Below are 24619 nucleotides of genomic sequence, written 5' to 3'. Positions count from 1 at the left end.
CCGACCGACGAGCCGAACGGCCGGAACGGCGACGGGAATTAAAACGCTCCGGACCCGTTGACCCTCGCCCGCCTCCTCCCTATCGTCTGGTCGACTATTCGTACGTCGTTCGCAATATCGAACGTCTGGCTACCCCCACCCGCTGTCTCCACCCACCGCCCCCACCCCCCTCATGGAGGAGCACACATGGCCCGGCCCCTCTCCAGACGATCCCTCCTCCAGGCCGCGGCCCTCGCCGCTGCGGTTCCCGCGATCAGCCACTCGGCAATCGGCCGGGCCTCGACCGCCCCGGCCGCCGTTCAGGAGGCGCAGTCCGTGGCCGTCACACCTTCCACTTGGACCGTCCAGCCCTTCGCCCTCGACGACGTGGCCCTCAGGCCCGGACTCTTCGCCGACAAGCGGCAGTTGATACTGGACCACGCCCGCGGCTACGACGTGAACCGGCTGCTGCAGGTCTTCCGTGCCAACGCCGGCCTCTCCACCGGCGGTGCGGTGGCGCCCGGGGGCTGGGAGGGGCTCGACGGCGAGGCCAACGGCAATCTGCGCGGGCACTACACCGGGCACTTCCTGACCATGCTGTCGCAGGCGTACGCCGGCACCGGCGAGCAGGTGTTCGTCGAGAAGATCCGCACCATGGTCGGCGCGCTGACCGACGTGCGTGCGGCGCTGCGCAAGGACCCCGCGGTGCTGAGCGTGAGCGGAAGGTTCGGCACCGCCGCCGAGCACGTCCGCGGCTCCTACCAGTACGTCGATCTGCCCGCAGCCGTCCTCGGGGGCGCGTCCGCGATCACCCTGTCCACCTGGGTGAAGCCCACTCACGATGCCGACTGGACGCGGGTCTTCGACTTCGGGAACAACAACACCCGGTACCTGTACCTGGCCGCCCGCAACGCCGCCGGCGTGCCGCGCTTCGCCATCACGACCAACGGGCCGGGCGGCGAGCAGGGACTCGACGGGACCGCCGCGCTGCCCCTCGATCAGTGGAGCCACCTCGCAGTCACGATCGCGGGCGGCACCGGGACGCTGTACGTCAACGGCACCGCCGTGGCCCGCAACTCGGCGATGTCCCTCACCCCGGCCGCCCTCGGCACCCTCACCAACAACTGGCTGGGCCGCTCCAACTTCGCCACCGACCCGGTCTTCGCGGGCGCCTACGACGAGTTCAACATCTGGTCGCGCGCCCTCACCGTCACCGAGATCACGCAGTTGCAGAGCAGGCGGGCCGCCGACGCCCCCGCCGGCCGCGGCGACCTGGCGTCGTACGCCTTCGACGAGACCTCCGGCGGGACGTTCGCCGATGCCTCCGGCCGCGGCCTCACCGCCACCCTGCGCCGCACCTGGGGCGGGCCCAGCCACCCCGGGTTCCTGGCCGCGTACCCGGAGACGCAGTTCATCGACCTGGAGTCGAGGACCGCCAGCGACTACACGAAGGTGTGGGCGCCGTACTACACCGCGCACAAGATCCTCAGGGGTGTCCTGGACGCCTACCTCACCACGGACGACGCCCGGGCCCTCGACCTCGCGTCCGGCATGTGCGACTGGATGTACTCCCGGCTGGCCAAGCTGCCGGAGGCCACGCTGCAGCGTATGTGGGGGCTGTTCTCCAGCGGTGAGTTCGGCGGCATCGTCGAGGCGATCTGCGACCTGCACACGATCACCGGAAAGGCCGAACACCTCGCGCTGGCCCAGCTGTTCGACCTGGACCGGCTCATCGACAACTCCGCCGCGAACACCGACATCCTCGACGGGCTGCACGCCAACCAGCACATACCGATCTTCACCGGGTACCTGCGGCTGTACGACGCGACGGGCGAGGCCCGTTATCTCGACGCCGCCCGCAACTTCTGGGGCATGGTCGTCCCCCACCGTATGTACGGCATCGGCGGCACCAGCACCGCCGAGTTCTGGAAGGCGCGCGACGTGATCGCGGGCACGATCAGTGACACGACCGCCGAGACGTGCTGTGCCTACAACATGCTGAAGCTGAGCCGGACGCTGTTCTTCCACGAGCAGCAGCCGAAGTACATGGACTACTACGAGCGTGCGCTCTACAACCAGGTCCTCGGCTCCAAGCAGGACAAGGCAGACGCCGAGAAGCCGCTGGTCACGTACTTCATCGGGCTGACGCCGGGTCATGTGCGGGACTACACGCCCAAGCAGGGCACGACCTGCTGCGAGGGCACCGGCATGGAGAGCGCCACCAAGTACCAGGACTCGGTGTACTTCAAGGCCGCCGACGGCGGCGCGCTGTACGTGAACCTCTACAGCCCGTCCCAACTGAACTGGTCTGAGAGGGGTGTGACGGTCACTCAGGCGACCGGGTTTCCCCGCGAGCAGGGCACCACGCTCACCATCGGCGGCGGCGCGGCCTTCGCGCTGCGGCTGCGCGTGCCGTCGTGGGCGACCGCCGGCTTCCGGGTGACGGTCAACGGCAGTGCGGTGAGCGGCTCTCCGACACCGGGGAGCTACTTCACCGTGTCGCGGACGTGGCGCAGCGGCGACACGGTGCGGATCTCGATGCCCTTCCGCCTCCGGGTGGAGAAGGCGCTCGACGACCCTGCGTTGCAGACGCTGCTCTACGGCCCCGTCAATCTCGTCGGCCGCAACTCCTCCACCAGCCACCTGCAGTTGGGCCTGTACCGCAACGCGGGTCTGTCGGGCGATCTGCTGCCGTCGCTCGCGCCCGTGTCCGGCAAGCCGCTCCACTACACCCTCGCCGGAACCGAGTTCACCCCCTTCTTCGAAGGCACCGAGGCCCCGACCCACGCCTACTTCCGGCGCTCGGAACCCCGGGTGATCTTCGGCAACTCCGACTCCGGCGTCGCCAACCCCGCGAAGTCCGACGGCACCACGCTGCTGGACGAGATCTGGGCCGGGGCCCCCTTCGGCACCAAGGGTGCGCTGGTCTCGCGCGTGCGGTCCACCGTGAACGCCTGGGTCACCGCCGGTCTGCTGAGCCAGGCAAGAGGGCAGACGGTCGTCCGTACGTCCGAACAGGCGACGTACGCCTCCTGACCCGTCGACCTGATCCCCGCGCCGAGCGCTCGACTCCCGGCGCGGGGATGCTGGAGCCATGACGATCGACGTGTCGGCGGAGCGGGTGATCCCCTTCCCTCCCGAGCGGGTTGCCGCGTATGCCATGGACTGGCGCCACGACACCGACTGGACCCAGGGCATCCGCAGGGCGGAGCTGACCCGCGAGGCCGACGACGGCGGATTCGGGGTCGGCGCCGAGGTCAAGCGGACGGCTCACTTCCTCGGCCGGCACATCGACTACGTGCTCCGCGTGGCGACGTACGACTTCCCCCGGCTGCTCGACATGGTGTCCGTGGCCGGCCCGGTGCCGATGCAGGTCACCTATGCCTTCGACCCGCACGCGAACGGCACCCTCGCGCGTATCCGCGTCCGGGGCGGCCCGGGCGGCGTCTACCGGCCGGCGGCGCCGATCATGGCCCGCCATGTCCGCTCCAACATCGGCAAGGACCTGCGCGACCTGGAACGCAGGCTCACGGAACACACCGGGTAGCCGGCCCCCGGGCGCTTCGACCGTCAGCTACGACTTGCGGCGGGGCTTGCCGCGCCGGGGACTCTTGGCGCCCTTCGTGCCCTTGGCGCCGCCGGAGCCGGTGCGGCCGCTCCGGCCCCCTGCCGCGGACTGGCGCCGCGGGGTGCCGCCGGCTTCGGGGCGCTTGCGCTTCGGCTGTTCCGTCGCGGCCGGAGCCTGGGACGTCGTACGGCCCCGGGTGCTGTTGACCGTGCGGCCGCGGACGACGCCGATGAAGTCCTCGACCAGGTCGGTGGTCGCATCCTGAGGCCAGGACAGCGCGACGCTCGACTGGGGGGCGTCGACCAGCGGCCGGTAGGTGAGGTCCTTGCGGTGGTGGAGCCGGGCCAGCGACTGGGGCACGACAAGCAGGCCGACGCCCGCCGCGACCAGCTCGACGGCGTCCGCGGTGGTGGCGGGGCGCTCGAAGGCCGGCTGACCAGGCGGGTGCTCCCAGTCGAGGACGTCGTCGAGGGGGTGGAAGACGACCTCGTCGGCCAGGTCCTCGGCAGTCACCTCGTCGACCGCCGAGACGACGTGGTCCTGGGGGACGACGACGACCGTGGTCTCGGTGTAGAGGGGGATCGCGCTGAGGACCGTACGGTCGACCGGCAGCCGTACGAAACCGGCGTCGGCCCCGCCGTCCCGGAGCACGTCGGGGGCCTGCGCGGCGGGCACCGAGTGGAGGGTGAGGGGTACGTCGGGGAAGCGCTCGTTCCAGGTCCGCACCCACTTGGCGGGGGTCACGCCCGGGACGTAGGCGAGCCGGAACGACGGGGGTACTTCCGAGCCTGTCACCAGGCCAGGTTACCGGCCGTGGTCAGCGGCGGTTCACCCAGTCGATACCCTGGGGACCATGACGTCGCACCAAAGCACCCAGACCATGAAGCCCGCGACCGCGGCCAAGAAGCTGGGTGTGTACCTCGAAGCCACCCCCGCCGAGTTCCGGGAGGGTGTCGTCACGCGCGCCGAGCTGAACGCGCTCCAGGCAGACCCGCCCGCGTGGCTCCAGGAGCTGCGGGCGAACGGCCCGCACCCGCGTCCGGTCGTCGCGCAGAAGCTGGGCATCTCCATCGCGGGGCTCGCCCGCGGCGGCGTCACGGAGGCCCTCACCACCGAGCAGATCGAGGCCGTGAAGCAGGAGCAGCCCGAGTGGCTGGTCAAGGAGCGCGCGACCCAGGCCGAGGTCCGCAAGGAGGCGGCCCGTCTGAAGCAGCGGGACGCGGAGCGGGCGGCGGAGCAGTCCTGACCTCGCCGGTGCCGGCGCCTGCCTGCCGCTGCCGCCTCGCCGCCATCGCCGTCGCCGTCGCCGTCGCCGGGTGAGGCGAGCCGCCCCCGTGGAGGCTTGCAGCCCGCCTCCGGCCGGCCGGGATCAGTCCGCGGCGGGCCGTTCCGGTATCGCCTCCAGGAACGTCGCCGAGGGGACGAAGAAGAGGGTTCCGGTGACCGCCTCCGAGTAGTCGAGGATCGGGTCCGGGCCTGATTCCGGGCCGCCGAGATACATCTTCCGCAGCATGGTCTCCGGTATTTCGGGGGTACGCGCGTAGGCGATGAAGTAGGTGCCGAACTCTCCGTGCCCCGGCCTGCCGAACGGCATCGCGCCCCGCAGTATCTCCAGCTCCTCCCCGTCCGGGCCGGTGATGGTGTTCACGTCCTTGTGGGAGCCGGGCATGTCGAGTTCGATGTTGGTCAGCTTGGAGCGGCCTATCACCTTCTCCTGGGCCTCGACCGCGAGGGCTTCCCAGGCGTCGACGTCGTGCACGTACTTCTGGACCATCGCGTAGCTTCCGCCGCGGAACGCGGGGTCCTCGTCACCGACGACCGCCGCGTCGGCCGCCGCCTGGCCGACGGGGTTCTCGGTGCCGTCGACGAAGCCGAGCAGGTTGCGCGAGTCGAAGTAGGCGAAGGCCTGGACCTCGTCCTGGACGGTGACCGCGCCGCGCAGCCGCTTCATGATCTCGGCGGCCAGGGCGAAGCACACATCGGTGCGGGCGGCCCTGATGTGGAAGAGCAGGTCACCGGGGGTCGACACGGCGCGGTGCCGCGTCCCCTCCAACTCCCTGAAGGCATGCAGCTCCTGGGGACGCGGGTCCCCGAACAGCCGGTTCCACGCGGCGGATCCCACTCCGGTGGCGCAGCACAGACCGCTGTCGGGACTCGGGAACCCGACGGCCCGTATGAGCCCTGCGAGACCGGCGAGCAGGTCGTGCACGGCGGGCTCGCCGCCCGGCTCGATCGTCACCACCAGGAAGACGGCGACGGGCGCCGGCGGACTGAGTACCGGTTGTGGCTGTGCATCGACCGACCGCATCGACGACGACGGCATGTTTCCCCTCTCTCACCCTCAAACCCCGCCAACTAACGATGCCCGGCCGAACCGGGAACGATACCCGCCAAATTTCCGCACTCCTGGCGCGTGCGCGGGGTGTGGATGCCCGCCTCGCAGACGAAAACCCGAGTGCGCCCGCTCGCCCTGCTCTGGGACGATCCCGGGATGGTCCACCGCCTCGAACCCCTGGTCATCCGGCACGTCCACCGTCTCCCCTCCCTCGCGGGTCCCGCCGGGGAAGGCGCCGTCGCGACACGGCAGTTCGACGCCGCGCTCATGTCCGTGGGCTTCAAGCTGTCGGCAGAGCTGCTGGCGCGGCTGTCGGGGCTGTCCGAGGGCACGGTCGTCGACACCGCCGTGCGGACCCTGGGCACGGTCCGCGAGATGGTCGGCGACCATATGCGGCACAACGTGTACTTCGTCGACTTCCCGGCCAACGTGCCGGACACGTACGACTTCTGGATGCGCTGCGTGGCCGAGGCGCTGGCCGACGATGGCGCACGCCCCGTGGTTCTGGAGCAGCTGAGCGAGGGGCTCGTCAACCTTCTCACTCTGCCGTCGTACGGCCGCTACCAGCACACCTACACCGAGATGCTCGGCCACCACGAGGAGCTGATCGCGGCGGCGGGCGACCGTCTGACGGTCCTGCACCTCGGCGGCGACGCGGACGCCGAAGTGGCGTCCCTGTACATGGCGTTGGCGGGCAGCAGCACGCCCCTGGGCGAGGAGGACCTGCGCGATCTGCGGGTCCTCGCCGGGCACTGCGTGGACGCTCCGCAGCCCGCGGCGATCCCCGTGCGGGAGAACCGTGCCGTCGTGAACGAGGCCCGGTTGAAGGCCGGTGGGCAGCTGCTCCTGGACACGGTCACCGATGTGCTGCGGCTGGCCTGCGCCCTGTCGGGCGGCGACGTGACGCTGCAGGCGCCGACCCGGTTCCGGGCGCTGTCCCGTCCGGTGCGCCGCGCGCTGCTCGCTGGCCTGGACGCGGTCGTCGCCGCGTCCCCCGCCAAGCTGGCCGACGTGCACGCGCACCGCGAGGCGTGGAAGCGGCTCGGCGAGCGGCTGCACCCGCACGAGTACCCGCGGTGGCCGCACGCCGCCGACGTGTTCGCGGTCGCCCGGCGCGAGAAGGAGGCCCGCTCCTTCGACAGCCGGGTCGAGGAGCTGCTCGGCATGAACGACATCATGGGCGCCGCGAAGCTGCTGAAGTCCGCGCCGGGCAAGCTGTTCCGCTCCCTGGACCGGCTGCTGCGGCTGGCCCTCGACCAGGACGAGCGCCTCGCGGTGGCGTCCGCCGCCGAGGAGGTCGTGGGCGAGGTGTCCGGCCGGGTGGTGCTGTCGGTGCGCGAACACCTCGCCAACCGTGCGCAGGACACCGGCGAGCGCCGGGTCTTCGTGAACCGGCTCGGCCGCGCCTGGGTCACCGAGGACGACCGTCCGCCCGTACTGCCGCCCGAGCGGGAGCGCCTGATTGCGGCGCTGGACGCCGAGATACGGCGGCGGCTGCCGGCCCCGGGCCATCTGCTGATCGACCCAGACGTCCTGGATGTGGCGCTGCCGCTCAGCGGCCGGGCGAGCGCGGCCGGGCTCGGCGTGCTGCCGCGTGGCTCGCTGTCTCCGGTGGACGGTGAGCTGCTGCGGTTCTTCGTGTACTGGAAGGAGGCCGACCGGCGCACCGACTACGACCTGTCGGCGTTGATGCTGGACGCCGAATTCGCGACGGTCTGCTGGCTGGCGTACACCAACCTCAAGGGCCTGGAGGGCGAGCACTCCGGTGACATCACCGAAGCACCCGACGGCGCCTCGGAGTTCATCAATCTGCGCCTGGGGGCCGTGCGCGGCGACTTCATCGTGCCGCAGGTGAACATCTTCGCCGGGGAGGGCTTCGAGGAGGTCGACGAGTCGTTCTTCGGGTTCATGCTGCGTGAGGCCGAGCAGCAGGGCCGCCCGTTCGAGCCGCGTACCGTGCGCATGAAGTCGGAGCTGCGCGGGCCGGGCCGGGCCGCGCTGCCGCTGGCGTTCCTGCGGGGGCCCGATGGCCGGTGGCGTGCCAAGTGGCTGCATCTGTACCTGCGGGGGACGCCGGCCGCCAACCGGGTCGAGGAGAACCGGGTGTCGGTCGCGACGCTGCTGCGGGGCATCGTGGAGCGCGAGCAGCTGACGGTGCGCTATCTGACGGGTCTGATGGACGCGACGACCACGACCCTGTGGGACGGCGAGAAGGTCCCCGACGGTCCGGTCACCTACATCGGGCTCCAGCGCCCCGACGGGCTGCACCCGGACTCGCGCGTCCTGACCCCCGAAAATCTGCGCGACCTGATCCCCGCGTGACTGTTAGAGTCGGCCGTGGCGAGGCCATGAAGGGACTTCCTTCTCAACTCCTTCTTGCAATAGTCCTTTCGCTTTCCTCGCCACTCAACTCTTCCGTCAGCTGTCGTAGTCCACGGTCAGTGTCTCGGAGACCGGGTACGACTGGCAGGTCAGGACGTAGCCCGCGTCCACCTCGGCCGTCTCCAGCGCGAAGTTGCGGCGCATGTCCGCCTTGCCGTCGGTGACCAGCGCACGGCAGGTGCCGCAGACGCCGCCCTTGCAGGCGAACGGCAGGTCGGGGCGGGTCCGTTGGGCGCCGTCGAGGATGGACCGCTCCCTCGGCAGGGCAGCGGTGGTCGACCGGCCGTCGAGGGTGATCGTGACCTGGCTGACGGGCCCCTGCGGGCCGCTCTCCTCGTGGACCGCCTCCCGTACGGGCTCGTCGTCGGCGTAGAACAGCTCCTGATGCACCCGCTCGGTCGGCACCCCGAGGCCGGCCAGCACCCCCTGCGCATCCCGGACCATGCCGTGCGGGCCGCACAGCCACCAGTGGTCGGCGCTCTCCACGTCGACCAGCGCGTCGATGAGCGTCGAGAGCCGTTCGGCGTCGATACGTCCCGACAGCACCTCGGCCTCGCGCGGCTCGCGGGACAGCACATGGGCGAGCTGGAACCGGGCCGGGTACAGGTCCTTCAGGTCCGCGAGCTCGTCGGCGAACATCACCGTGTCGGTACGGCGGTTGCCGTAGAGGAGGGTGACCGTCGAGCGGTCGTCGGCGGCCAGGACGGACTCCGCGATGGACATCATGGGCGTGATGCCGGAGCCCGCCGCGATCAGCACGTGATGGCCGTGCGCGGTGAGGTCGGGGGTGAAGGCGCCGGTGGGGGCCATCACCTCGACGGTGTCGCCGGGGCGTACCTCGCTGACGAGCCAGGACGAGAACAGGCCGCCGGTCACGACCCGGACGCCGATGCGCGGAATCGACCCGACGGGCGAGCAGATCGAGTACGACCGCCGCTCGTCCCGCCCCTCGATCTCGCGCCGCAACGTCAGTGACTGACCGGGCGCGAACGCGAACTCCTCGGCGAGCTCAGCCGGGATGTCGAAGCCGACGGCGACCGCGTCCGCGCACAGGGGCGTCACGGCGGCGACGCGCAGGGCGTGGAAGGCCGGACGGCGGCGGGGGCGCGGGCGTACCGACGCAGCCGTCGGTTCTTCCCTCAGGCCTTCCATTCAGATCTCCTTGACGTACTCGAACGGCTCGCGGCAGGCGCGGCAGCGCCACAGCGCCTTGCAGGACGTGGCGGCGAAGCGGGAGGTCTCCTCGGTGTCCGCCGAGCCGCAGCGCGGGCAGGTCACCGCGTGCCGGGTGGGTGACAGCACGAGGGCGACGGGACCGGCGCCGCGCGGGGCGGGGCCGGGCGGCGCGATGCCGTGTTCGGTGAGCTTGCGGCGGCCGGAGGGGGTGATCCAGTCGCTGGTCCACGGCGGGTCGAGGACGGTGCGGATCTCGACGCGCTCGTACCCCGCCTCGCGCAGGCGCGCCGCGACGTCCGCCCGCATCTCCGCCATCGCCGGGCACCCCGAGTAGGTCGGGGTCAGGCTGGCGACCACCGTGCCGTCCTCGGTCAGCTCGACGTCCCGCAGGACGCCCAGCTCGGCCAGAGTCAGCATGGGCAGCTCGGGGTCCGGCACCTGGTCGGCGATGTGCCGGGCGCGCCGGGCGTCGAGCAGGGTGGTCACCATGTCGCCTCCGGGTGGGCGCGCGCGACGCCCTGCAACTCGGCGAGCAGGGGGGCGAGATGCTCGGTGTGCTCGCCGTCGCGGCCGGATCCGGGCAGCGGCCGGTACACCGGCATGGGCAGGCCGGCGGCCTGGGTGACCTGGCGCAGGACGGTCACGACCTCGTCGCGGACGTCGTACCCCGTGAACAACTCGCCGAGGTAGGGGGCCACTTGCTCCTGTGCGCGGCGCATCCGGCGGTGCGACTCCTCGGTGCCGTCGCCCAGGCGTACCGCCCACTCCGCCGCGTACTGCCGGTGGTAGGCCAGCTCCTTGACGCCCTTCGTGGCGATCGCCGCCAGGACGGGGTCCGGGTGCGACGCCAGCCCTTCGAAGTGTGCGAGGCGCCAGCTGGAGAACATCAGCAGCCGGACGATGGAGAACGCGAAGTCACCGTTGGGCAGTTCGGCCAGGCGTACGTTGCGAAAGTCGCCGGCGTCGCGGAAGTAGGCGTAGGCGTCCTCGTCTCGTCCGGTGCCGTCGGCCTGGCCGGCGCGGGCGTAGAGCAGGCGGGCCTGGCCGAGGAGGTCGAGGCCGATGTTGGCCAGCGCCACCTCCTCCTCCAGCTCGGGGGCGCGGGTGACCCACTCGCCCAGGCGCTGGGCCGCGACCAGGGCGTCGTCGGCCAACGCGACGCAGACGGCGGCGAGTTCACCGGCGTCGATGCCCTCGGGCACGGTGGTGTCGACGCCGTGCAGCGGGTCCTCGAAGCCGGTGCCGTACGCCCAGCGGGTGTCGTCGTCGTGTCCCTCGGCGAGGGTCATGTAGACGTGGTCGTCACTCATGCCCTCTCCTTCAGATGTGCGGGACGTCGTCGGGGATGTCGTAGAACGTCGGGTGGCGGTAGACCTTGTCGGCGCTGGGCTCGAAGAACGGGTCCTTCTCGTCGCGGGTCGAGGCGGTGATGTGCTCGGACTTCACCACCCAGATGCTGACGCCCTCGTTGCGTCGCGTGTACAGGTCGCGCGCGTGGGTGAGGGCCATCCGGTCGTCGGCGGCGTGGAGCGAGCCCACGTGGACGTGGTTCAGTCCGCGCTTGCCGCGCACGAACACCTCGTACAGCGGCCAGCCCTGCTTGTCGGCGCTCATGCCACCGCTCCCTTCTCCGCACGGGCGGCCTGCTTGGCCGCGTGGGCGCTGGCCGCCTCGCGGACCCAGGTGCCCTCGTCATGGGCGCTTCTGCGCCGCTCCATACGCTGGTCGTTGCACGGCCCGTCGCCCTTGATGACTCGCATCAGCTCGTCCCAGTCGGGGGTGCCGAAGTCGTGGTGACCACTCTCGGCGTTCCAGCGCAGCTCCGGGTCCGGCAGGGTCACGCCGAGCTTCTCGGCCTGGGGGACGGTCATGTCGACGAAGCGCCGGCGCAGCTCGTCGTTGCTGTGCCGCTTGATCTTCCAGGCCATCGACTGCGCGGAGTTCGGCGAGGCGTCGTCGGGCGGGCCGAACATCATCAGCGACGGCCACCACCAGCGGTTCACGGCGTCCTGCACCATCTCGCGCTGGGCGTCGGTGCCGCGCATCATCGTCATCAGCAGCTCGTAGCCCTGCCGCTGGTGGAAGGACTCCTCCTTGCAGATCCGCACCATCGCGCGCGCGTAAGGCCCGTACGAACTCCGGCACAGCGGCACCTGGTTGCAGATCGCGGCGCCGTCCACGAACCAGCCGATCACGCCGACGTCGGCGAAGCTCAAGGTCGGATAGTTGAAGATCGACGAGTACTTCTGGCGGCCCTCGATGAGCCGGTCGGTCAGGTCCGCGCGGTCGGCGCCGAGGGTCTCCGCCGCCGAGTACAGGTACAGGCCGTGGCCGGCCTCGTCCTGGACCTTGGCGAAGAGGATCGCCTTGCGGCGCAGCGACGGGGCGCGCGTGATCCACTCGCCCTCGGGCTGCATGCCGATGATCTCCGAGTGGGCGTGCTGCGCGATCTGCCGGATCAGCGTCTTGCGGTAGCCGTCCGGCATCCAGTCGCGCGGCTCGATCCGCTGGTCGCGCGAGATCGTCGCATCGAAGTGCTCCTGGAGCGGCTCTTCGGGGGGCGCCTCGGCGGAGTGTGAAGTCGTCATCGATTCCCGCTTCCCAACCGACCATTCGTTCGGTATCCAGTGTGACCTGTTTCCGCCAGGGGAGCAAGACCCTTCGGGCGTGCGAAAACGGCCCAGGACACCCCCGAGGGGTACCTGGGCCGTATCAACGCCGGTCGCGGACCGTCACACGTTGGGCACCTTCAGCTTGTCCCAGCTGACCTTGCCGGGGATGCCGTCGGCGTCCTTGCCCTTGAAGCCGAGCTTCTGCTGCCAGGCGGCGTAGGAGCGGCGGTCGGCCTCGGTCCACTCGGGGCTCGGGCCCTCCTCGTAGCGGCCGCATCCCTCGGCGACCAGCCGGCGGCCCATGGCCGTGATGATCGGGGACTTCTGGCCGACGTGGAAGAAGCCACTGCCCGGGAACGGCTCCAGCTTCGGCTTGGGCGCCGGTTTCGGGTCCGGGTCCGGCTTTCCTCCGCCACCCTTCAGCCGCTCCGCGATGCGCTTGCGCATACCATCCATCGTGAAACCGCGCGGATCGGTCTTGCCCGGCTGCCATTCCTTGTGGCCGATGACCGAGCGCTCGCTCCAGCCGTGGTGGCGGCAGATCGCGGCCGAGACCTTCTCGATGGCCTCCTTCTGCGCCTCGGGCCAGGGATCCCTGCCGTCGCCGAGGTTGATGCACTCGAAGCCGTAGAAGTGCGCGTTGCCGTCGGTGTCGGCCTCGTTGTCGTGCGGCAGCTTCGACTCGTTGATCACGGCGCGCAGGACGTCGCTGTCGCCGAGGCCTGCGTGGTTGGCGCGGCCGTTGCCGACGAGGTGGATCTCGCCCTTCTTGTCGATCACGCCGTGGCACAGCGGGCCGGGCAGGCCGGAGTAGCCGTTGTAGCAGATGCTGACCGACGCATCGGTGCCCTTGGTGACGGTGTGGTGGATCATCACGCCGTTCACCGGGCCCCAGGGGCCCTTGCTGTTGCGGTTGTGGGTGCGCCAGCTGCGGACCTCGTGGACCTTGAGGCCCTCCGCACGCAGTATCTCGACCATCTTCGACGCGCTCAGGGGCTTGGCCATTACTCGTCTCCTTCCGCCGCGGCCTCTGCTTCCGCCGTGGTCTGCGACCTGCCGCCCGACGGGTCCTCCGCCCGCTGCTCCTCGCGGCGTGCCTGCTCCTCGGCCGCGAGCGTCGCCTCGTCGGCGGCCGGGATGCTGCTGGCCAGCGGGTTGAAGGCGAGGCGCAGATCGACGGTGCCGCCCTCGCCCTTCACCAGGGCCAGCGGCGCGAAACCGCGGACGATGCCGGAGGGGCCCCGGAGCAGCGGGCGCCGGCTCGCGTCGGTGGGCCATTCGACGCCGCCGGTGGCGGTGCGGGCGGGGAGAATCCAGTGGTCGCCGGTGCGGTAGGTCGCGCCCTTGGCGAAGTACACCTCGACGCCGTCCTCCAGCGGCAGCCACTCCCCCTCCGACACGGGGACCGCCCCGCCCTTCAGGGCAGTCGTACGGCCCTTGCGCCTGGGTCCCCCGTGGTGGTCCCAGCGGCGCAGGAACGGGTTGAGGTGGGGCAGCCGCCCGACGGCCGGGTCGGGCTCGGCGGACAAGCGGACCCGGCGGCCCGGCAGGTCCAGCTCCTCGACCCGCAGCAGGGGCAGCGGTTCGAGGCGGGAGGCGTACGCCGTGTCCGTGAGCTCCACGTGGTCGCCGACATCGAGGTCCAGCTTGTCGTCGTGACCGAGGGAGGCCAACTGCACCCAGGTGCCGTCGAGTTCGTCGACCGGGAACACCACCGAGCCGTTCTCGCGGGACCACTTGAAGGTGGCGTCCTTCGCCTCGCCGCCCACGTGCACCTCGACGCGGTACAGCTGGTTCTCCTGGCCCCGATAACGGGCGTCCGGCTTGACCAGACAGGGGTCCTCGTCGGCGTGGTCGGGCCGCTCGCTGCGGGCGGCGAGCCGTGCGGTGGACGAGGCCTGCTTCTGCGCCCACTTGTCGAAGGCGGCCCGCACGACCTCCTTGGACGGGTCGGTCTCCTCGATGTCGAGGGCGGCCAGCGACAGCGGCAGCACCTGCCAGACGACCTTGACGCGGGCCGCGGTGTCCGGCATCGCCGCGCCGAGCGCGACCTCGCGCAGGGCGGGGTCCTCGGCGGCGGAGACGGTGCGCTCCCAGACCTGCAGATGGACCACGAAGGGTGTCTGGGCCGGCGAGGGCAGCCGGTCGCCGGGCTTCTCCGGGTCGCGGAAGCCGTCGGGCTGGTCCCAGTAGGTCCAGTGCGTGGGCGGCGCGGCGGTGTCCTGTTCCTCGGCGTCGTCCTCCGGGACCGGCACGCCGGGCGCCGGGCGGGTCGCGTCCACCAGGATGCCGTCGACGTAGTAGCGACCGCCGTGGATGTGGAGCGTATCGATGTCGTGCTTGCCGCCCACGTAGTCGATCTTGAAGCCCGCGGCGTCGCGCGGCCCGCCGTGCCGGCCGATCAGGTCGGCGGCGAGGGTGCGGGCCTGGTGGAGCTGGATCGCGGTCTGCTCGTTGATGTCGGCGTCGAGCTGGACGCGGCCCTGCTGGGCGACGACCGCCGAGTAACGCCGCTCCGGGCGGAACGTGAGGCGGGAGAGGTCAGCGTGCATGAAGGGGGTCCCCCTGGTTCAGGAAAGTGCGGGTAGGGCTTGGGGCGGCGGCGCGCGCGTCGCCATGCATGTCCGGAGTCACGCCACGGGTCATGTCTCGCCTCACGTCACGAAGAAGATCCCGGCGTCCGTGCCCGCCGGGGTGTACTCCGCGAGCCGTGCCCTGAGGCCGTCCTCGCGCTGCGGCCGGTACAGGTCGTGGAAGGCGCCCATCTCGGCGCCGTCGTCCGAGCCGCGCCGGACCTCCGGCGCGCACCGGTCTGCGAGCAGCCCGTACCAGGGCGTCCCGTAGCGCTCGGAGGTGAACAACGGCCGTACCCGACCGGCCTGTTCGGGCCCGGCGAGGTCGGGCTGGCAGCGGTACCGGCGCGGGGTGCGCGACCCGGCGGGCACGGACGAGTACCGCAGGCAGCCGATGCCGCGCCGGGCCACGTGGAGCCTGCCCGTGAAGATCGAGTTCTCGGCGATCTGCACGGCGTGCGTGAAGATCTCGCCGATCACGGTGGTGCGGTGCAGATGCAGCACCGCATGCGCGTGGCGGCAGTCCGGCGCGGACAGGGCCTCGCGGCCGGGCCCTGTGGCGTCGAGGATGCTGTCCCTCAGATGGATGTCGAGGGGGTCCTCGCTGACCTCGTCGCCGATGACCTCGATGGTGCCGAGGATGCTGTGCTCGATCTGGAGGCACGCCGTGGTGCGCTCCAGGACGATGCTGGGCTCCTCCGGCGAGTGCGGATCGCACTCCGGCTCCAGCGACCAGCCGGGCACGAGCGTGGAGTGCCGTACGACGACCGCGCCCATGGGGCCGGTGACGTTGATGCCGCGTCCGGCGACCAGCAGGCCGTCGAGGACGATGCGCGGTCGCTCGTGCGGGGCGCAGTCGTCGGACACCGCACGGATGTTGAGGGCGTCCGGGCGGTTGCTGTACCAGTCGAGGAGCCGTATCACCGGCCGGGTGCCCTCGGCCGCGCGGACCTCCAGGCGGTCGCCGGGGTCGAGGTCGAAGTCCAGCTGCTCCTGGTAGGCGCCGCTGTGCGTGATCTCGATGACGCCGGCGGAGCCGGTGCGGTCGGCGCGGCGGTCGTGCTGCCAGGCCCGGTAGGCGTCCATGATCTGGCGGTACGGCTGCCCGGGGCCGACCCGGTAGGTCTCGGCGTCGGGACGCGGCTCGCGGTCCGGGCGGTCGTACTCGCCGCCGCCCATGTCGGCGCCGGACGCGTAGTGGTAGTCCACCCACACGCCCTGCCGGGGCGCCGACCTGGACCCGAAGGCGATCCGCCCGAGCTCCGGGTCGACGGCCACCTGGCCGCGCTTTGGCCGATACCGCCACTCGGACAGGTCGGCGACCACGATGTCGGACGGCGGTACCGGCTGGTCCTCGCCGTCGCGCCGGATGACGAGGCTCTTGCCCGGGCCGTAGTAGTCGGCGAGCCGGTCGTGGAGCCGGCGGCGCGTGACGAACGCCGGGACGTTGTCGACGGTCGCGATGTGCGTGGGCGACGGCTCCGGGAACGGCTTGGTGACGAGCGGGGTGTCGTTGCCCAGGATCGAGAAGGTGTAGAGGTTGCGGGCGCGGTCGATGCAGTACGCCGGGGACTGCGTGAGCGAGTGCGCCTTCAACCGCCACACGAACAGGGCGACCCCGGCCGGAGTCCAACCCCCTTGTCGGTGGCGTGAGTTGGCGCGGCGGACGTCGACCGTGCGCGCCGTAGCACCGAAGGGGCCGCCCGCGAGGTCGAGGGCCGCGTTGTCGCGCAGGTCGACGAGACGCCCGCGCTCGCCGCGGTGGACGCCTGTGTCGCCGTGGAGCTTCACGGGCTGGGTGTGGGAGACCTGCCGGGACAGCTCGACGGCGCGAGCGGGCCAGCCGGTGACGCGCTCGGAGAGTTCCTCCAGGAGGTGGAGGGTGCCCTTGCGGCGGCGGTTGGCGACGGTCGCGGCCACGTCGGCGCGCGGGGCGACCGCCTCGGCGAGCGCGGCGCGGCCGCCGTCGTGCAGGCCGGTCGTGAGAACCCGTTCGTAGCCGGGCAGGGTGCGATAGCCGACCAGATCGCCGAGGTACGGCAGCACCCAGGGCGCCGCCGTCTCCACGAACAGGTCCTCGTAGCCCTGCTCGACGCCGTCGCGCACCCGGTCGATCTGCTCGGCGATCACCGCCAGCAGCGCCCGCAGCGCCTCGCCCTCCTCGGCGTCGCGCAGCAGGTGCCAGCGGGGCAGCAGGGCGGCGAGCCCGTCCGGCTCCCTGGACGTGGTCGCCGGGGTCGTCGTCTCGAACTGGACGTCCGGGGACATCACTTGACCTCCGTCAGAATCAGGGTGTCCGCGGCCTTCGGCGACAGCAGCGCGAGCTGGGCCGGGCGGATACCGCGGAAGACGAACACCGAACGGCCCTTCGCCAGGCGCCGGGTGTCGGTGATGTCGGGGTTGAGGCGCAGGAGTTCGGCGAGCGGGACGGCGTACTTGGCGCAGATCTCCGACAGCGTCTCGCCGCTCTCGGCGCGGACCGTGTGAACCTTCTCGTCGTACGTCGCCGGGTACGCCGGGACCGATGCCCTGGGCGGTCCGGGCTCGGTGAGGATCTCGGTGAGCTCCTCGGGGGTGGCCGACGCGGGGACGCCGGTGAAGACGTCCACGTCGACATAGTCGACGCCGGGCACGGAGTGGGCCGCGGCCAGGACGTCCGAGAGCCGGACCGGTCGGCCCAACTCCCGTCCCTCGTAGCCGAGTCGGCCGAGCAGTGCTTGGCGAAGGCGCGGCTCCACGACCTGCCAGGCGTGGTCGGGGGCCACCTTCACCTTGGCGGCGACGAGCAGCAGGACCAGCTCGCGTGCGTCCACCCGGACCGGGAGGCTGCCGTCCCCGTACTCGGTCAGCGCGCCGCGCAGGGCCCTGAGCGTGTCCGAGTCGCCGTCGATCGGCACGTCGTCCGTGCCCGCGACCGTCACGTGCAGCACACGCCGCCGCCCGTCGAAGAGCTCGCGTGCCGAGGCCCGGCCGATGCCGGCGCGGGAGCGGGCGAAGTCCTCGTAGTCGGACGCGGAGACCAGGCGGTCCAGCGCGGAGACGGCGAGCGGGATCGTGCGGCGGGTGAGGCCGGGGCCGTCCGCGTCCGCGCCGCCCTTGGCCGGCCGCGGGTTGGTCACCTGGGTGACGCCGAGCGGCCGGGTGAGGGGCTGGCTGATGCGGTCGGCGGCGACGTTGGCGGCCTTGCCGGTGCCGAAGCGGTAGCGGGCCCGGATGTTCTCGTGGCCGGACGGCAGCCGGGCGCCGTTGACGCCGTCGCCGAAGGTCACCGTCGTACGGCCGTCGGAGGTGGAGCCGGTGAAGTAGACACGCTCGCCCGGTCCGCGCCCGGCGAGGCTGTCGACCTCGTGCCAGAGGACGCCGTCGACGCGGACCTCCAGCACCGGGGTGGCGCCGAGGGGGTTGTCGTCGGCGAGCCAGGTCAGCGGGGACTGCCACAGCGCGAACGTCTGGTTCACGCGGCCGGAGTCACCGCTTCCGATGGCCTCCTCGCGGCTCTCGCCGTGGGTGGCCTCGACGACGTTGCCGAGGATCTTGACGGTCTCGCGGCGGTAGCGGTGAGCGAGGCCGGCGGTCAGGGTCAGCCGGGTGTGGACGTGGTCGCCGGGCAGTTGCGGGTCGACGGCCGGGTCCGCGGCGGCGACGGTGACCACCTCGGTGGCCTGCACGCCCGCCGTGCCGGGGATGTCGCTGCGTTCGCCGGCCACGACGAGCGTACGTCCGGCCCTCAACCCGTCGTACAGCTGGGCGAGTTCGATCTCGTTGCCGTGGACGTCCTCGCCCAGCGGTTCGTCGGCGAGGCGGAGCGGCTCACCGGCCGCGTGGACGGTGGTGTCGCGGATGTGGGACAGCAGGACGTCGAACTCGTCCAACCACGGTGCGGCGAGGGTGAGTTCGGTGCCGCGGCCGGTGATGCCGTAGTTGGTGTACGCGGCCGTACGTGCCGCGACGACCTGGGTGGTGACGAACGCGAGCCCGGTGTCGCCGGGTACGCCGTCCTGGGTGCCCTTGGCGGGGCGCTGGATGGCGACCCAGCTGCCGACCGTGATGCCGGTGTGGACCGTGTCCAGCTGGAGGACGCGGCGGTTGAGGGGCTCGGGCTTGCTGGCGATCACGACCTCGACGTTGGGCTCGGTGGTGCCCACCGTGTACTTGAGGCTGACCTCGTACTCGCCGTGGGTGAACTGCTCGTTCGTGTTCGGCCGCAGGGCGATCTGCTCGGATGTGCCGTTGTGGACGCCGACGTGGACCAGGCCCTCGTCGTCCGGCCGGGACACGAAGAGCGTGCGCTCGGGCAGGCCCGAGTGGAGGCGTGCCGTGACGCCGGGCTCCTGGGTGTCGGCGGGCCGCCGGTTGAGCCAGTTGAGATCGCGGTCCTGGCCGGAGCGCACGGACAGCTCGACCTGGCCCGTGCCGAGGGGGAACCTGACCGGCTGGACGACCGGCAGGTTCTCGGCACGCTGGTCGGAGCTGCTGCCCTCGACGTACTGGAACTCCGCCCGGACCGGCGTCCGGCCCGCCGTGTCGTACACGACCCGCATGCTCGCCAGCACGGCGCCCGTGAGCGGCCAGTCGGCGGTGCGGATGACCCGGCCGCGGTCGTCCTGGACGGGCTTGAGCGGGGCCGTCGCGCCGAAGGGGGCGGCCGTGACGCGCATGGCGAGCAGTTCGCGAAGGAGCTGCGGGGTGCCGGGAGCGGCGGCCGTCCGCCAGGCCGGGTAGAGGGTACCGAGTCCGGGGTTCAGGGCGGAGAGCAGCCGCGCGGTGTCGCTGCCGGGGCGCTGGATGCCGGTGCCGGCACCCCGCGGGGCGGGGGTCGCCGCGCGCAGGGCGGGCAGGACGGCGCCGAGGGTTCGGAGCGCGGCGGCGCGGGGTTCCACGCTGCTCTTCAGAGTCGGCGTCCGCTCTTCCTCGGCGGGTTGGGCCGGCGCCAACTCCATGGCCCGTTCGGCCAGTTCGGCGAGCACAGCCTCCAGCTGGTCGAACCAGGCCGCCACGTCCTCGTGGGGCTCGGCCAGCACCTGTGCCTCGCCGAGCCGTGCGACGGGCTCGGCGAGACGGGCCGCGAGGCGCTCGGGTGTCTTGATGCCGTCCAGGTCGTCCCGCAGCGGCGCGAGGACCTGGTCCTCGAAGTCCTCGATCAGCCGGCTGACCGGCCGGGGGTTGGGGACCTCGGGCGTGGGCGGCTCGTCCCCCGGCTCACCCGGGGTCTGTGGGGCCGCCGTCCAGCGCCGTACCTCGTCGACGAGTTCCTTCAGGGTCGGCGGGGCCGACTTCGGCAGGGAGATCGCCGTGATCTCGTCGTCCCGGTCGACGCGCGCCTTGGCGACCGGGAGCAACCTGCGCTCACCGCCCGCCTGTTCACCGAAGACGAAGAGCAACTGGTCACCGGTCTGGAGGGAGTTCGCCGTGCCCTCGACGAACAGCTGCGAGCGGCGCTCCAGGTCCTCGGGCGTGACGAGGGAGGGGCGCCGGCGGCGTACCTTCAGCTCGTTCCAGTCCCAGCGGGCCGTCAGGTCCCGGCTCGTCTCGAAGGTGAGGGACTGCTCGTCGGCCGAGGCGGGCACGCTGTGGCTGCGGGCGCCGCGCGGGATCAGCACGGGCAGGGCCTCGGCGCGCGGGTCGCGTTCCAGGGTGTACGCCAGATGCGTGGCGGCGGCGACGCCGGGGCGTGGGCGGTGGCCGACGAGGCGGCCGAGCAGGACCAGGGAACGGTGTTCGTTGGCCGTGCGGATGTAGGCCTCGTCCGCGATGCGCTCGGAGTGGAAGGTGAGCAGATCGCCGAGGACCGCGGTGGCGTCCAGCAGGCCGATCGCCGGGTCGTCCGGGGTGCGCACGGTCAGGCCGTTGAGGGCCGGGTACGCCGGTGAGGCGAGGCGGTCCAGCAGGGCGGCCAGGAAGGAGCCGTACTCGCCGACGCGGTAGTCGAGGGCGGTGCGGCCGGGCGGGTTGTGCACGGGGGCCGGGGCGAGGCGCTCGTCGTGGCCGCCTCGGCAGGCACCGCCGCAGGTGCACTCGTCCGTGATCGTGCCCTCGGTCATCCTGGTCTCGCTCATCGGGCACCTCCCAGAGAAATCGCCAGCCGGCCGTTCTCCGGCCGGTCCGGGTCGTTGTCGCAGATGGCGATCTCCAGCGGGCCGAGCCGCAGCACGCCGTCCTCCTTCTCTCCTCGGTCCGGCTCGAACAGCCGTTGCAGCCGGGTGACCTGGACGCTCTCCACGCCGGACACGGCCGCCGCGACGGCGACCAGGCGGCTCAGCCGCACCGGCTCGCCGAAGGTCAGCGCGTCCGGGTGGAAGAAGCCCCGCACACCGCGGCCGAGCACGCGGTACAGCTCGGCCAGGATCTGCCCGTGCTGATGGCCCGGCTTCGCGCACACGGTCAGCTCGATGTCCAGCGGGACCGGGCGGGCGGCACCGACGACGACGTCGTGGCCGATGCGCCGGTACGACTCCAGGGACTGGGCGACCGAAGTGAGCAGCTCGGCCGACGGGGCGCCGGTGCCGTAGGCGTCGACGGCGACATGTGCCTCCTGGACACTGCCGGTCCAGCGCAGCTCCGCCGCCGCGCGCTGGACGCCGGGCAGGGCGGAGGCGAGGGCCGCGTAGTCCTCGGCGGTGACCGCGCGCAGCCGGGTGCGGCGCAGGTCGAGGGGGGCCAACTGGCGTACTTGCTCGACGGGTTCGGGTTCCGTGCCGCCGACGGCCGGCAGCGGATTGCGGACCACGGCGGCGGGCGGCGGCTCGCAGTCGGCCTGGACGACGAGGTGGTTGATGGCCTCCGCGCCGACGTTGCCGGCCTTGCCGCCGCCGAGACGGTAGTGCAGGGCGAGCCGGGATCCGGGCGTCGGCCTCGCGCCGTGCCGCCCGTCACCGAAGCGCAGGCCGAGGCGGCCGTCGTCCTCCAGCTCGCCGACGAAGTGCCGGTCGCGGGGGCCGCTGTCCAGCAGGTCGCGGCGCGGCTGCCACACGGCGCCGCCATCACCGTAGCCGCCCTCGTGGGCGCGTACGGCGGGCAGGGCGTGACGCGGATCCTGCGCGAGCGCGTCGGTCGCGGAGCCGCGCAACACCTTCTCGTCGGGGTGCAGCCCGGTCGCGTAGGCGGGGCCCCAGCTGTGTGCGATCTCCCAGGCGATGTGCCCGTCGAGCACGGTGCCCGCGCGGGCACGTGCCGTGAGGACCTCGACGCGGCGCACCTTGGCGTCGAGCAACTGGTCGCTGCGGTACAGGAGTTCACGCAGGGCGCGGACGGGGTGGCGGTGGAGTTCGATGTGCTCCAGGATCCTGAGGCCGAAGATCACCGTGAGTTCGTCGATCTCCCGCTCGGAGAGTCCGTCCCGGTCGCGGGCGCTGCGCCACAGCTCGACGAGGCGCTGCCGGACCCGTTCCGGGATCGCCGCGATCCGCTCGGCCTGCCCGGCCGCGACGGTGGCCGGCTCGGGGAACGGCACCGTCTGCGCGATGGGCGCGCGACCGAGAACGGGACGGAAGCGGGGCTGGATCCCCGGGTAGACGGACTGGGCGAGGAGGGTGCGCAGGGCGGCTGCCTGGGCGTACGCCGTGCCGGGCACGACGCGTTCGTGGCGCTGGCCGGCGCGTTCCAGGCCGAGTCCGGCGCGGTTGGTGACCGACTCGCCGACAACCTCGAAGAGCTCGCAGATGTCGTCGGGGGTGAGGGCGTCACCGGATTCCGTGCGATCCGTGAGGGAGTTGATGAGCCGGGCGGGGGCGTTGCCCTCGTCGCGGTCGTGGCAGCCGAAGGCGGGCAGGTCGCAGGGGGCGACCTCGGCGGGGACCTGCGGGACGGTGAACGTCTCGGGGAGCCCGTGCAGGGTGCGGCCGTGGTCGACGAGGACGACGTTGCCGCGCGCCAGGGCCACGTCCTCGACGGGCAGGCAGTCGCGGCCGCCGCGGGTGGTGAGGCAGAGCGGGAAGCGCAGGGCGTCCGCGGCGGCCCAGGTCACCTCCAGCACCGGCTGGTCCTCGATGCGGTCCACGGCCGGGGTGACGGACGTCAGACGGACGGCTTGGCGATGGCTCGGGTCGGCGTCACCCGGGGTGCCGGTGCGCGGGCCCTTGACCTCTTCCAGGACGAGCACGTCGCCGGGCCTGAGGTCGAGTCGGCGGTCCCGGCAGGTCTCCGGGTCCACCCACGCGTCGCGCAGGGTCGCGGAGGTGGCGCCCTTGGACAGGGTGCACACCTCGCCGCCCCAGCTCCACAGGCGGATCGCGTTGTGTGCGACGCGCAGCTCCAGCGGATCGGCGGTGACGACCGGTTCGAAGACCTCCACCGAGCCGCGCTCGTCGAGGTCGCCGAGGTCGGTCTCGTCGATGACCGTGCCCGGCTCGGGCCGGTCGTGCGGGTCGAGGGTGCGTACGTCGACGGAGGCGAAGCGGTACGTGCCCGGTGCGAGGGTGTGATCCCCGGCGGTCTCGACGGCGACGTACGCGCGCGCCGCACACCCGTCGTGCATCGCGTAGTCGATGAGCCGGACGTGCCGCCGTACGGAGACGCGGCGGCGTGCGGTGTCGAGGTAGGCCTCGGTGGCGACGGCGTCCTGCTGGTAGCTGATCAGGTCGCCGGTGTGCGCGAGCAGTTCGACGAGGGTCACGCCCAGGTCGGCGGGGTTGCGTTCGACCCAGTCCGGTGTGGTGAGTGCGAGCCGGTCCAGGAGCAGCTTGCGGATGGTGTCGTAGTCGCGGGCGGTGTAGTCCACGACGGGAGCTGCCGGAAAGTCCTGGGCGTGCTGCTCGTCCTCCTTGCAGTCGAAGGGAGTCGGGCAGTCCGGCCGGAACGCGAAGGTCGCGCTGTGGTAGCGCTGGTCGAAGCCGCGGTACGGCTCTGTGCCGGGCCGTCCGTACGGGTCGGTCTCGACGAGGGAGAGCCGGTAGCGGGAGGTGTCGCCGGCCCGGTCGAGGGTGACGTAGAAGCGGTCGTCGAGCTCGGGGTCCTCCTCGCGCTCCACGCTGACGTCCACGGCGGTGATGCCGGTGATTCGGCGGCCGCCGTCGATGCGGACGTTCTCGGGGCCGAGGCCGTGCGGGGCCTTGCCGAGGAAGGTGACGGTGAGCAGCAGGCCGTCGTCGCCGACCTCGACGGCGTCGATGCCGCCCAGTTGGGCGGCGCGTACCTTCGACCGGCGGGAGGTGGTCGTGGTCGTCCCGGTCATGCCGTGGCCCTCCCTTCGAAGACGTCGTCGCGCCGGGCGCCGTCGGCGCGTATCGCGTACGACAGGTACACGCGGACGACGTTGTCCTCGCTGACCACGTCGAGGGCCTCCACGTCGATGAGGTCGCCGAGCCAGCGCTGGAGCGAGGCCTGGACGGAGAGTTCGAGGGTGCTGATGAGTTCCGGGCTGGTCGGGGCGAAGACCAGGTCGAGGAGCCCGCAGCCGAAGTCGGGGCGCATGACGCGCTCGCCGGGGCTGGTGAACAGCAGTTGCTCGATGAGGTCGTGGACGTGCTCGCCGCGCGTGGCGTGCGCGGTACGGCCCCGGCGGTCGGCGCGGAAGGGGAAGGCGATGTCGGAACGGGGCCTGGCTACCCGGCTGGTGGGGCTCATCGGACAGTGACCTTTCGCTGCGCGACCTGGACGACGGGCGGTCCCTGCGGCACGAGGGCCGCCGAGAAGCACTGGGCCGCGGAGGTGTCGAGCAGCACGGGCGCGCCGTCGACGGTGATACCGGAGCCGTCGGCGGTCCAGCGGACCGTCACGCACGGCGAGGGCACCCGGTTCACGGTGTGCGGACAGCCGGTCACCACGTAGCTGTGCGCGGCGGTGGCAGCGGCGGCGCCCGCGAGGCGTACGCCGCCGGAGGATGTGGTGGCGGGCGCGACGCGGCCGCCGTGCGGACAGCCGATCACGGCGCCGGCGTCGAGCAGAGTCCCGGGCATGGTTCGTGGTCCCCCGTATTCCTTCGTCGCTTTCATGGCTCTCGTCGCGTGCATCGCGGTCACAGCTGTGATCGCTGTCATCGCTGTCATCGCTGTCATCG

The 24619-nt window shown here is 71.9% G+C and carries 18 protein-coding genes; 4 read left to right on the top strand and 14 right to left on the bottom strand.

From position 1 onward, the window contains the following. Window positions 1-186: 186 nt before the first annotated feature. The gene (locus tag ACZ7L5_RS35080; RefSeq protein WP_471522019.1) at window positions 187-3015 is read left to right on the top strand and encodes a beta-L-arabinofuranosidase domain-containing protein; all 2829 of its coding nucleotides are present in this window, start codon (window positions 187-189) and stop codon (window positions 3013-3015) included. Window positions 3016-3073: 58 nt separating this feature from the next. Continuing rightward, window positions 3074-3526: an SRPBCC family protein gene (locus ACZ7L5_RS35075; protein WP_471522017.1), complete on the top strand. Its 453-nt coding sequence runs from the start codon at window positions 3074-3076 to the stop codon at window positions 3524-3526. 27 nt (window positions 3527-3553) lie between these two features. On the opposite strand, the gene ACZ7L5_RS35070 is transcribed toward ACZ7L5_RS35075, so the two are convergent. Next, window positions 3554-4342: a LysR substrate-binding domain-containing protein gene (locus tag ACZ7L5_RS35070; protein ID WP_471522015.1), complete on the bottom strand. Its 789-nt coding sequence runs from the start codon at window positions 4340-4342 to the stop codon at window positions 3554-3556. Between the two features lie 58 nt (window positions 4343-4400). Here ACZ7L5_RS35070 and ACZ7L5_RS35065 point away from each other — a divergent pair, with 58 nt between their 5' ends. Next, the gene (locus ACZ7L5_RS35065; RefSeq protein ID WP_328883360.1) at window positions 4401-4793 is read left to right on the top strand and encodes a DUF5997 family protein; all 393 of its coding nucleotides are present in this window, start codon (window positions 4401-4403) and stop codon (window positions 4791-4793) included. Between the two features lie 123 nt (window positions 4794-4916). On the opposite strand, the gene ACZ7L5_RS35060 is transcribed toward ACZ7L5_RS35065, so the two are convergent. Beyond that, entirely contained in the window at window positions 4917-5870 is a 954-nt protein-coding gene (locus ACZ7L5_RS35060) for a Dyp-type peroxidase (RefSeq protein WP_363031896.1), read from the bottom strand. 168 nt (window positions 5871-6038) lie between these two features. Between ACZ7L5_RS35060 and ACZ7L5_RS35055 the strand changes: the two genes are divergently transcribed. Beyond that, window positions 6039-8204, top strand: coding sequence for a TerD family protein (locus ACZ7L5_RS35055; protein WP_471522119.1), 2166 nt, complete (start codon window positions 6039-6041; stop codon window positions 8202-8204). A 96-nt stretch (window positions 8205-8300) separates the two neighbouring features. Here the strand turns inward: ACZ7L5_RS35055 and paaE are convergent, their stop codons facing one another. The 12 genes from paaE to ACZ7L5_RS34995 all read right to left on the bottom strand — a co-directional run bounded on the left by paaE (window position 8301) and on the right by ACZ7L5_RS34995 (window position 24518). Beyond that, window positions 8301-9416: a 1,2-phenylacetyl-CoA epoxidase subunit PaaE gene (paaE, locus tag ACZ7L5_RS35050; RefSeq protein WP_471522014.1), complete on the bottom strand. Its 1116-nt coding sequence runs from the start codon at window positions 9414-9416 to the stop codon at window positions 8301-8303. Further along, a complete protein-coding gene (gene paaD, locus ACZ7L5_RS35045; protein ID WP_471522012.1) occupies window positions 9417-9929 on the bottom strand; it encodes a 1,2-phenylacetyl-CoA epoxidase subunit PaaD in 513 nt (170 codons plus the stop codon). Continuing rightward, a complete protein-coding gene (gene paaC / locus ACZ7L5_RS35040) occupies window positions 9923-10750 on the bottom strand; it encodes a 1,2-phenylacetyl-CoA epoxidase subunit PaaC (protein ID WP_471522010.1) in 828 nt (275 codons plus the stop codon). The genes paaD and paaC overlap by 7 nt, the downstream gene beginning before the upstream one ends. A gap of 10 nt (window positions 10751-10760) precedes the next feature. After that, a complete protein-coding gene (paaB, locus tag ACZ7L5_RS35035) occupies window positions 10761-11054 on the bottom strand; it encodes a 1,2-phenylacetyl-CoA epoxidase subunit PaaB (RefSeq protein WP_383598858.1) in 294 nt (97 codons plus the stop codon). Beyond that, window positions 11051-12028 carry a 1,2-phenylacetyl-CoA epoxidase subunit PaaA gene (paaA, locus tag ACZ7L5_RS35030; RefSeq protein WP_471522008.1) on the bottom strand — a complete coding sequence of 326 codons (978 nt, stop codon included), beginning with the start codon at window positions 12026-12028 and terminating at the stop codon, window positions 11051-11053. Before paaA ends, paaB begins: the two co-directional genes overlap by 4 nt. Window positions 12029-12172: 144 nt before the next feature. After that, on the bottom strand, window positions 12173-13057 hold the full coding sequence (locus tag ACZ7L5_RS35025; RefSeq protein WP_471522007.1) for a peptidoglycan-binding protein: 885 nt from the start codon (window positions 13055-13057) through the stop codon (window positions 12173-12175). Then, window positions 13057-14604, bottom strand: a complete 1548-nt coding sequence (locus tag ACZ7L5_RS35020) for a DUF6519 domain-containing protein (RefSeq protein ID WP_471522005.1) — start codon at window positions 14602-14604, stop codon at window positions 13057-13059. The genes ACZ7L5_RS35025 and ACZ7L5_RS35020 overlap by 1 nt, the downstream gene beginning before the upstream one ends. 102 nt (window positions 14605-14706) lie before the next feature. After that, complete coding sequence (locus tag ACZ7L5_RS35015) at window positions 14707-16893, bottom strand: hypothetical protein (protein ID WP_471522003.1); 2187 nt, start codon at window positions 16891-16893, stop codon at window positions 14707-14709. After that, window positions 16893-20681: a putative baseplate assembly protein gene (locus ACZ7L5_RS35010; protein WP_471522002.1), complete on the bottom strand. Its 3789-nt coding sequence runs from the start codon at window positions 20679-20681 to the stop codon at window positions 16893-16895. The genes ACZ7L5_RS35015 and ACZ7L5_RS35010 overlap by 1 nt, the downstream gene beginning before the upstream one ends. Next, window positions 20678-23794, bottom strand: coding sequence for a putative baseplate assembly protein (locus ACZ7L5_RS35005; protein ID WP_471522001.1), 3117 nt, complete (start codon window positions 23792-23794; stop codon window positions 20678-20680). The genes ACZ7L5_RS35010 and ACZ7L5_RS35005 overlap by 4 nt, the downstream gene beginning before the upstream one ends. Continuing rightward, window positions 23791-24186 carry a GPW/gp25 family protein gene (locus ACZ7L5_RS35000; protein ID WP_471521999.1) on the bottom strand — a complete coding sequence of 132 codons (396 nt, stop codon included), beginning with the start codon at window positions 24184-24186 and terminating at the stop codon, window positions 23791-23793. The genes ACZ7L5_RS35005 and ACZ7L5_RS35000 overlap by 4 nt, the downstream gene beginning before the upstream one ends. Next, window positions 24183-24518, bottom strand: coding sequence for a hypothetical protein (locus tag ACZ7L5_RS34995; RefSeq protein WP_328883348.1), 336 nt, complete (start codon window positions 24516-24518; stop codon window positions 24183-24185). Before ACZ7L5_RS34995 ends, ACZ7L5_RS35000 begins: the two co-directional genes overlap by 4 nt. Window positions 24519-24619: the final 101 nt, after the last annotated feature.

This window comes from Streptomyces sp. NPDC107528, assembly GCF_055639295.1.
This window is presented reverse-complemented; position numbering and strand designations above follow the sequence as displayed.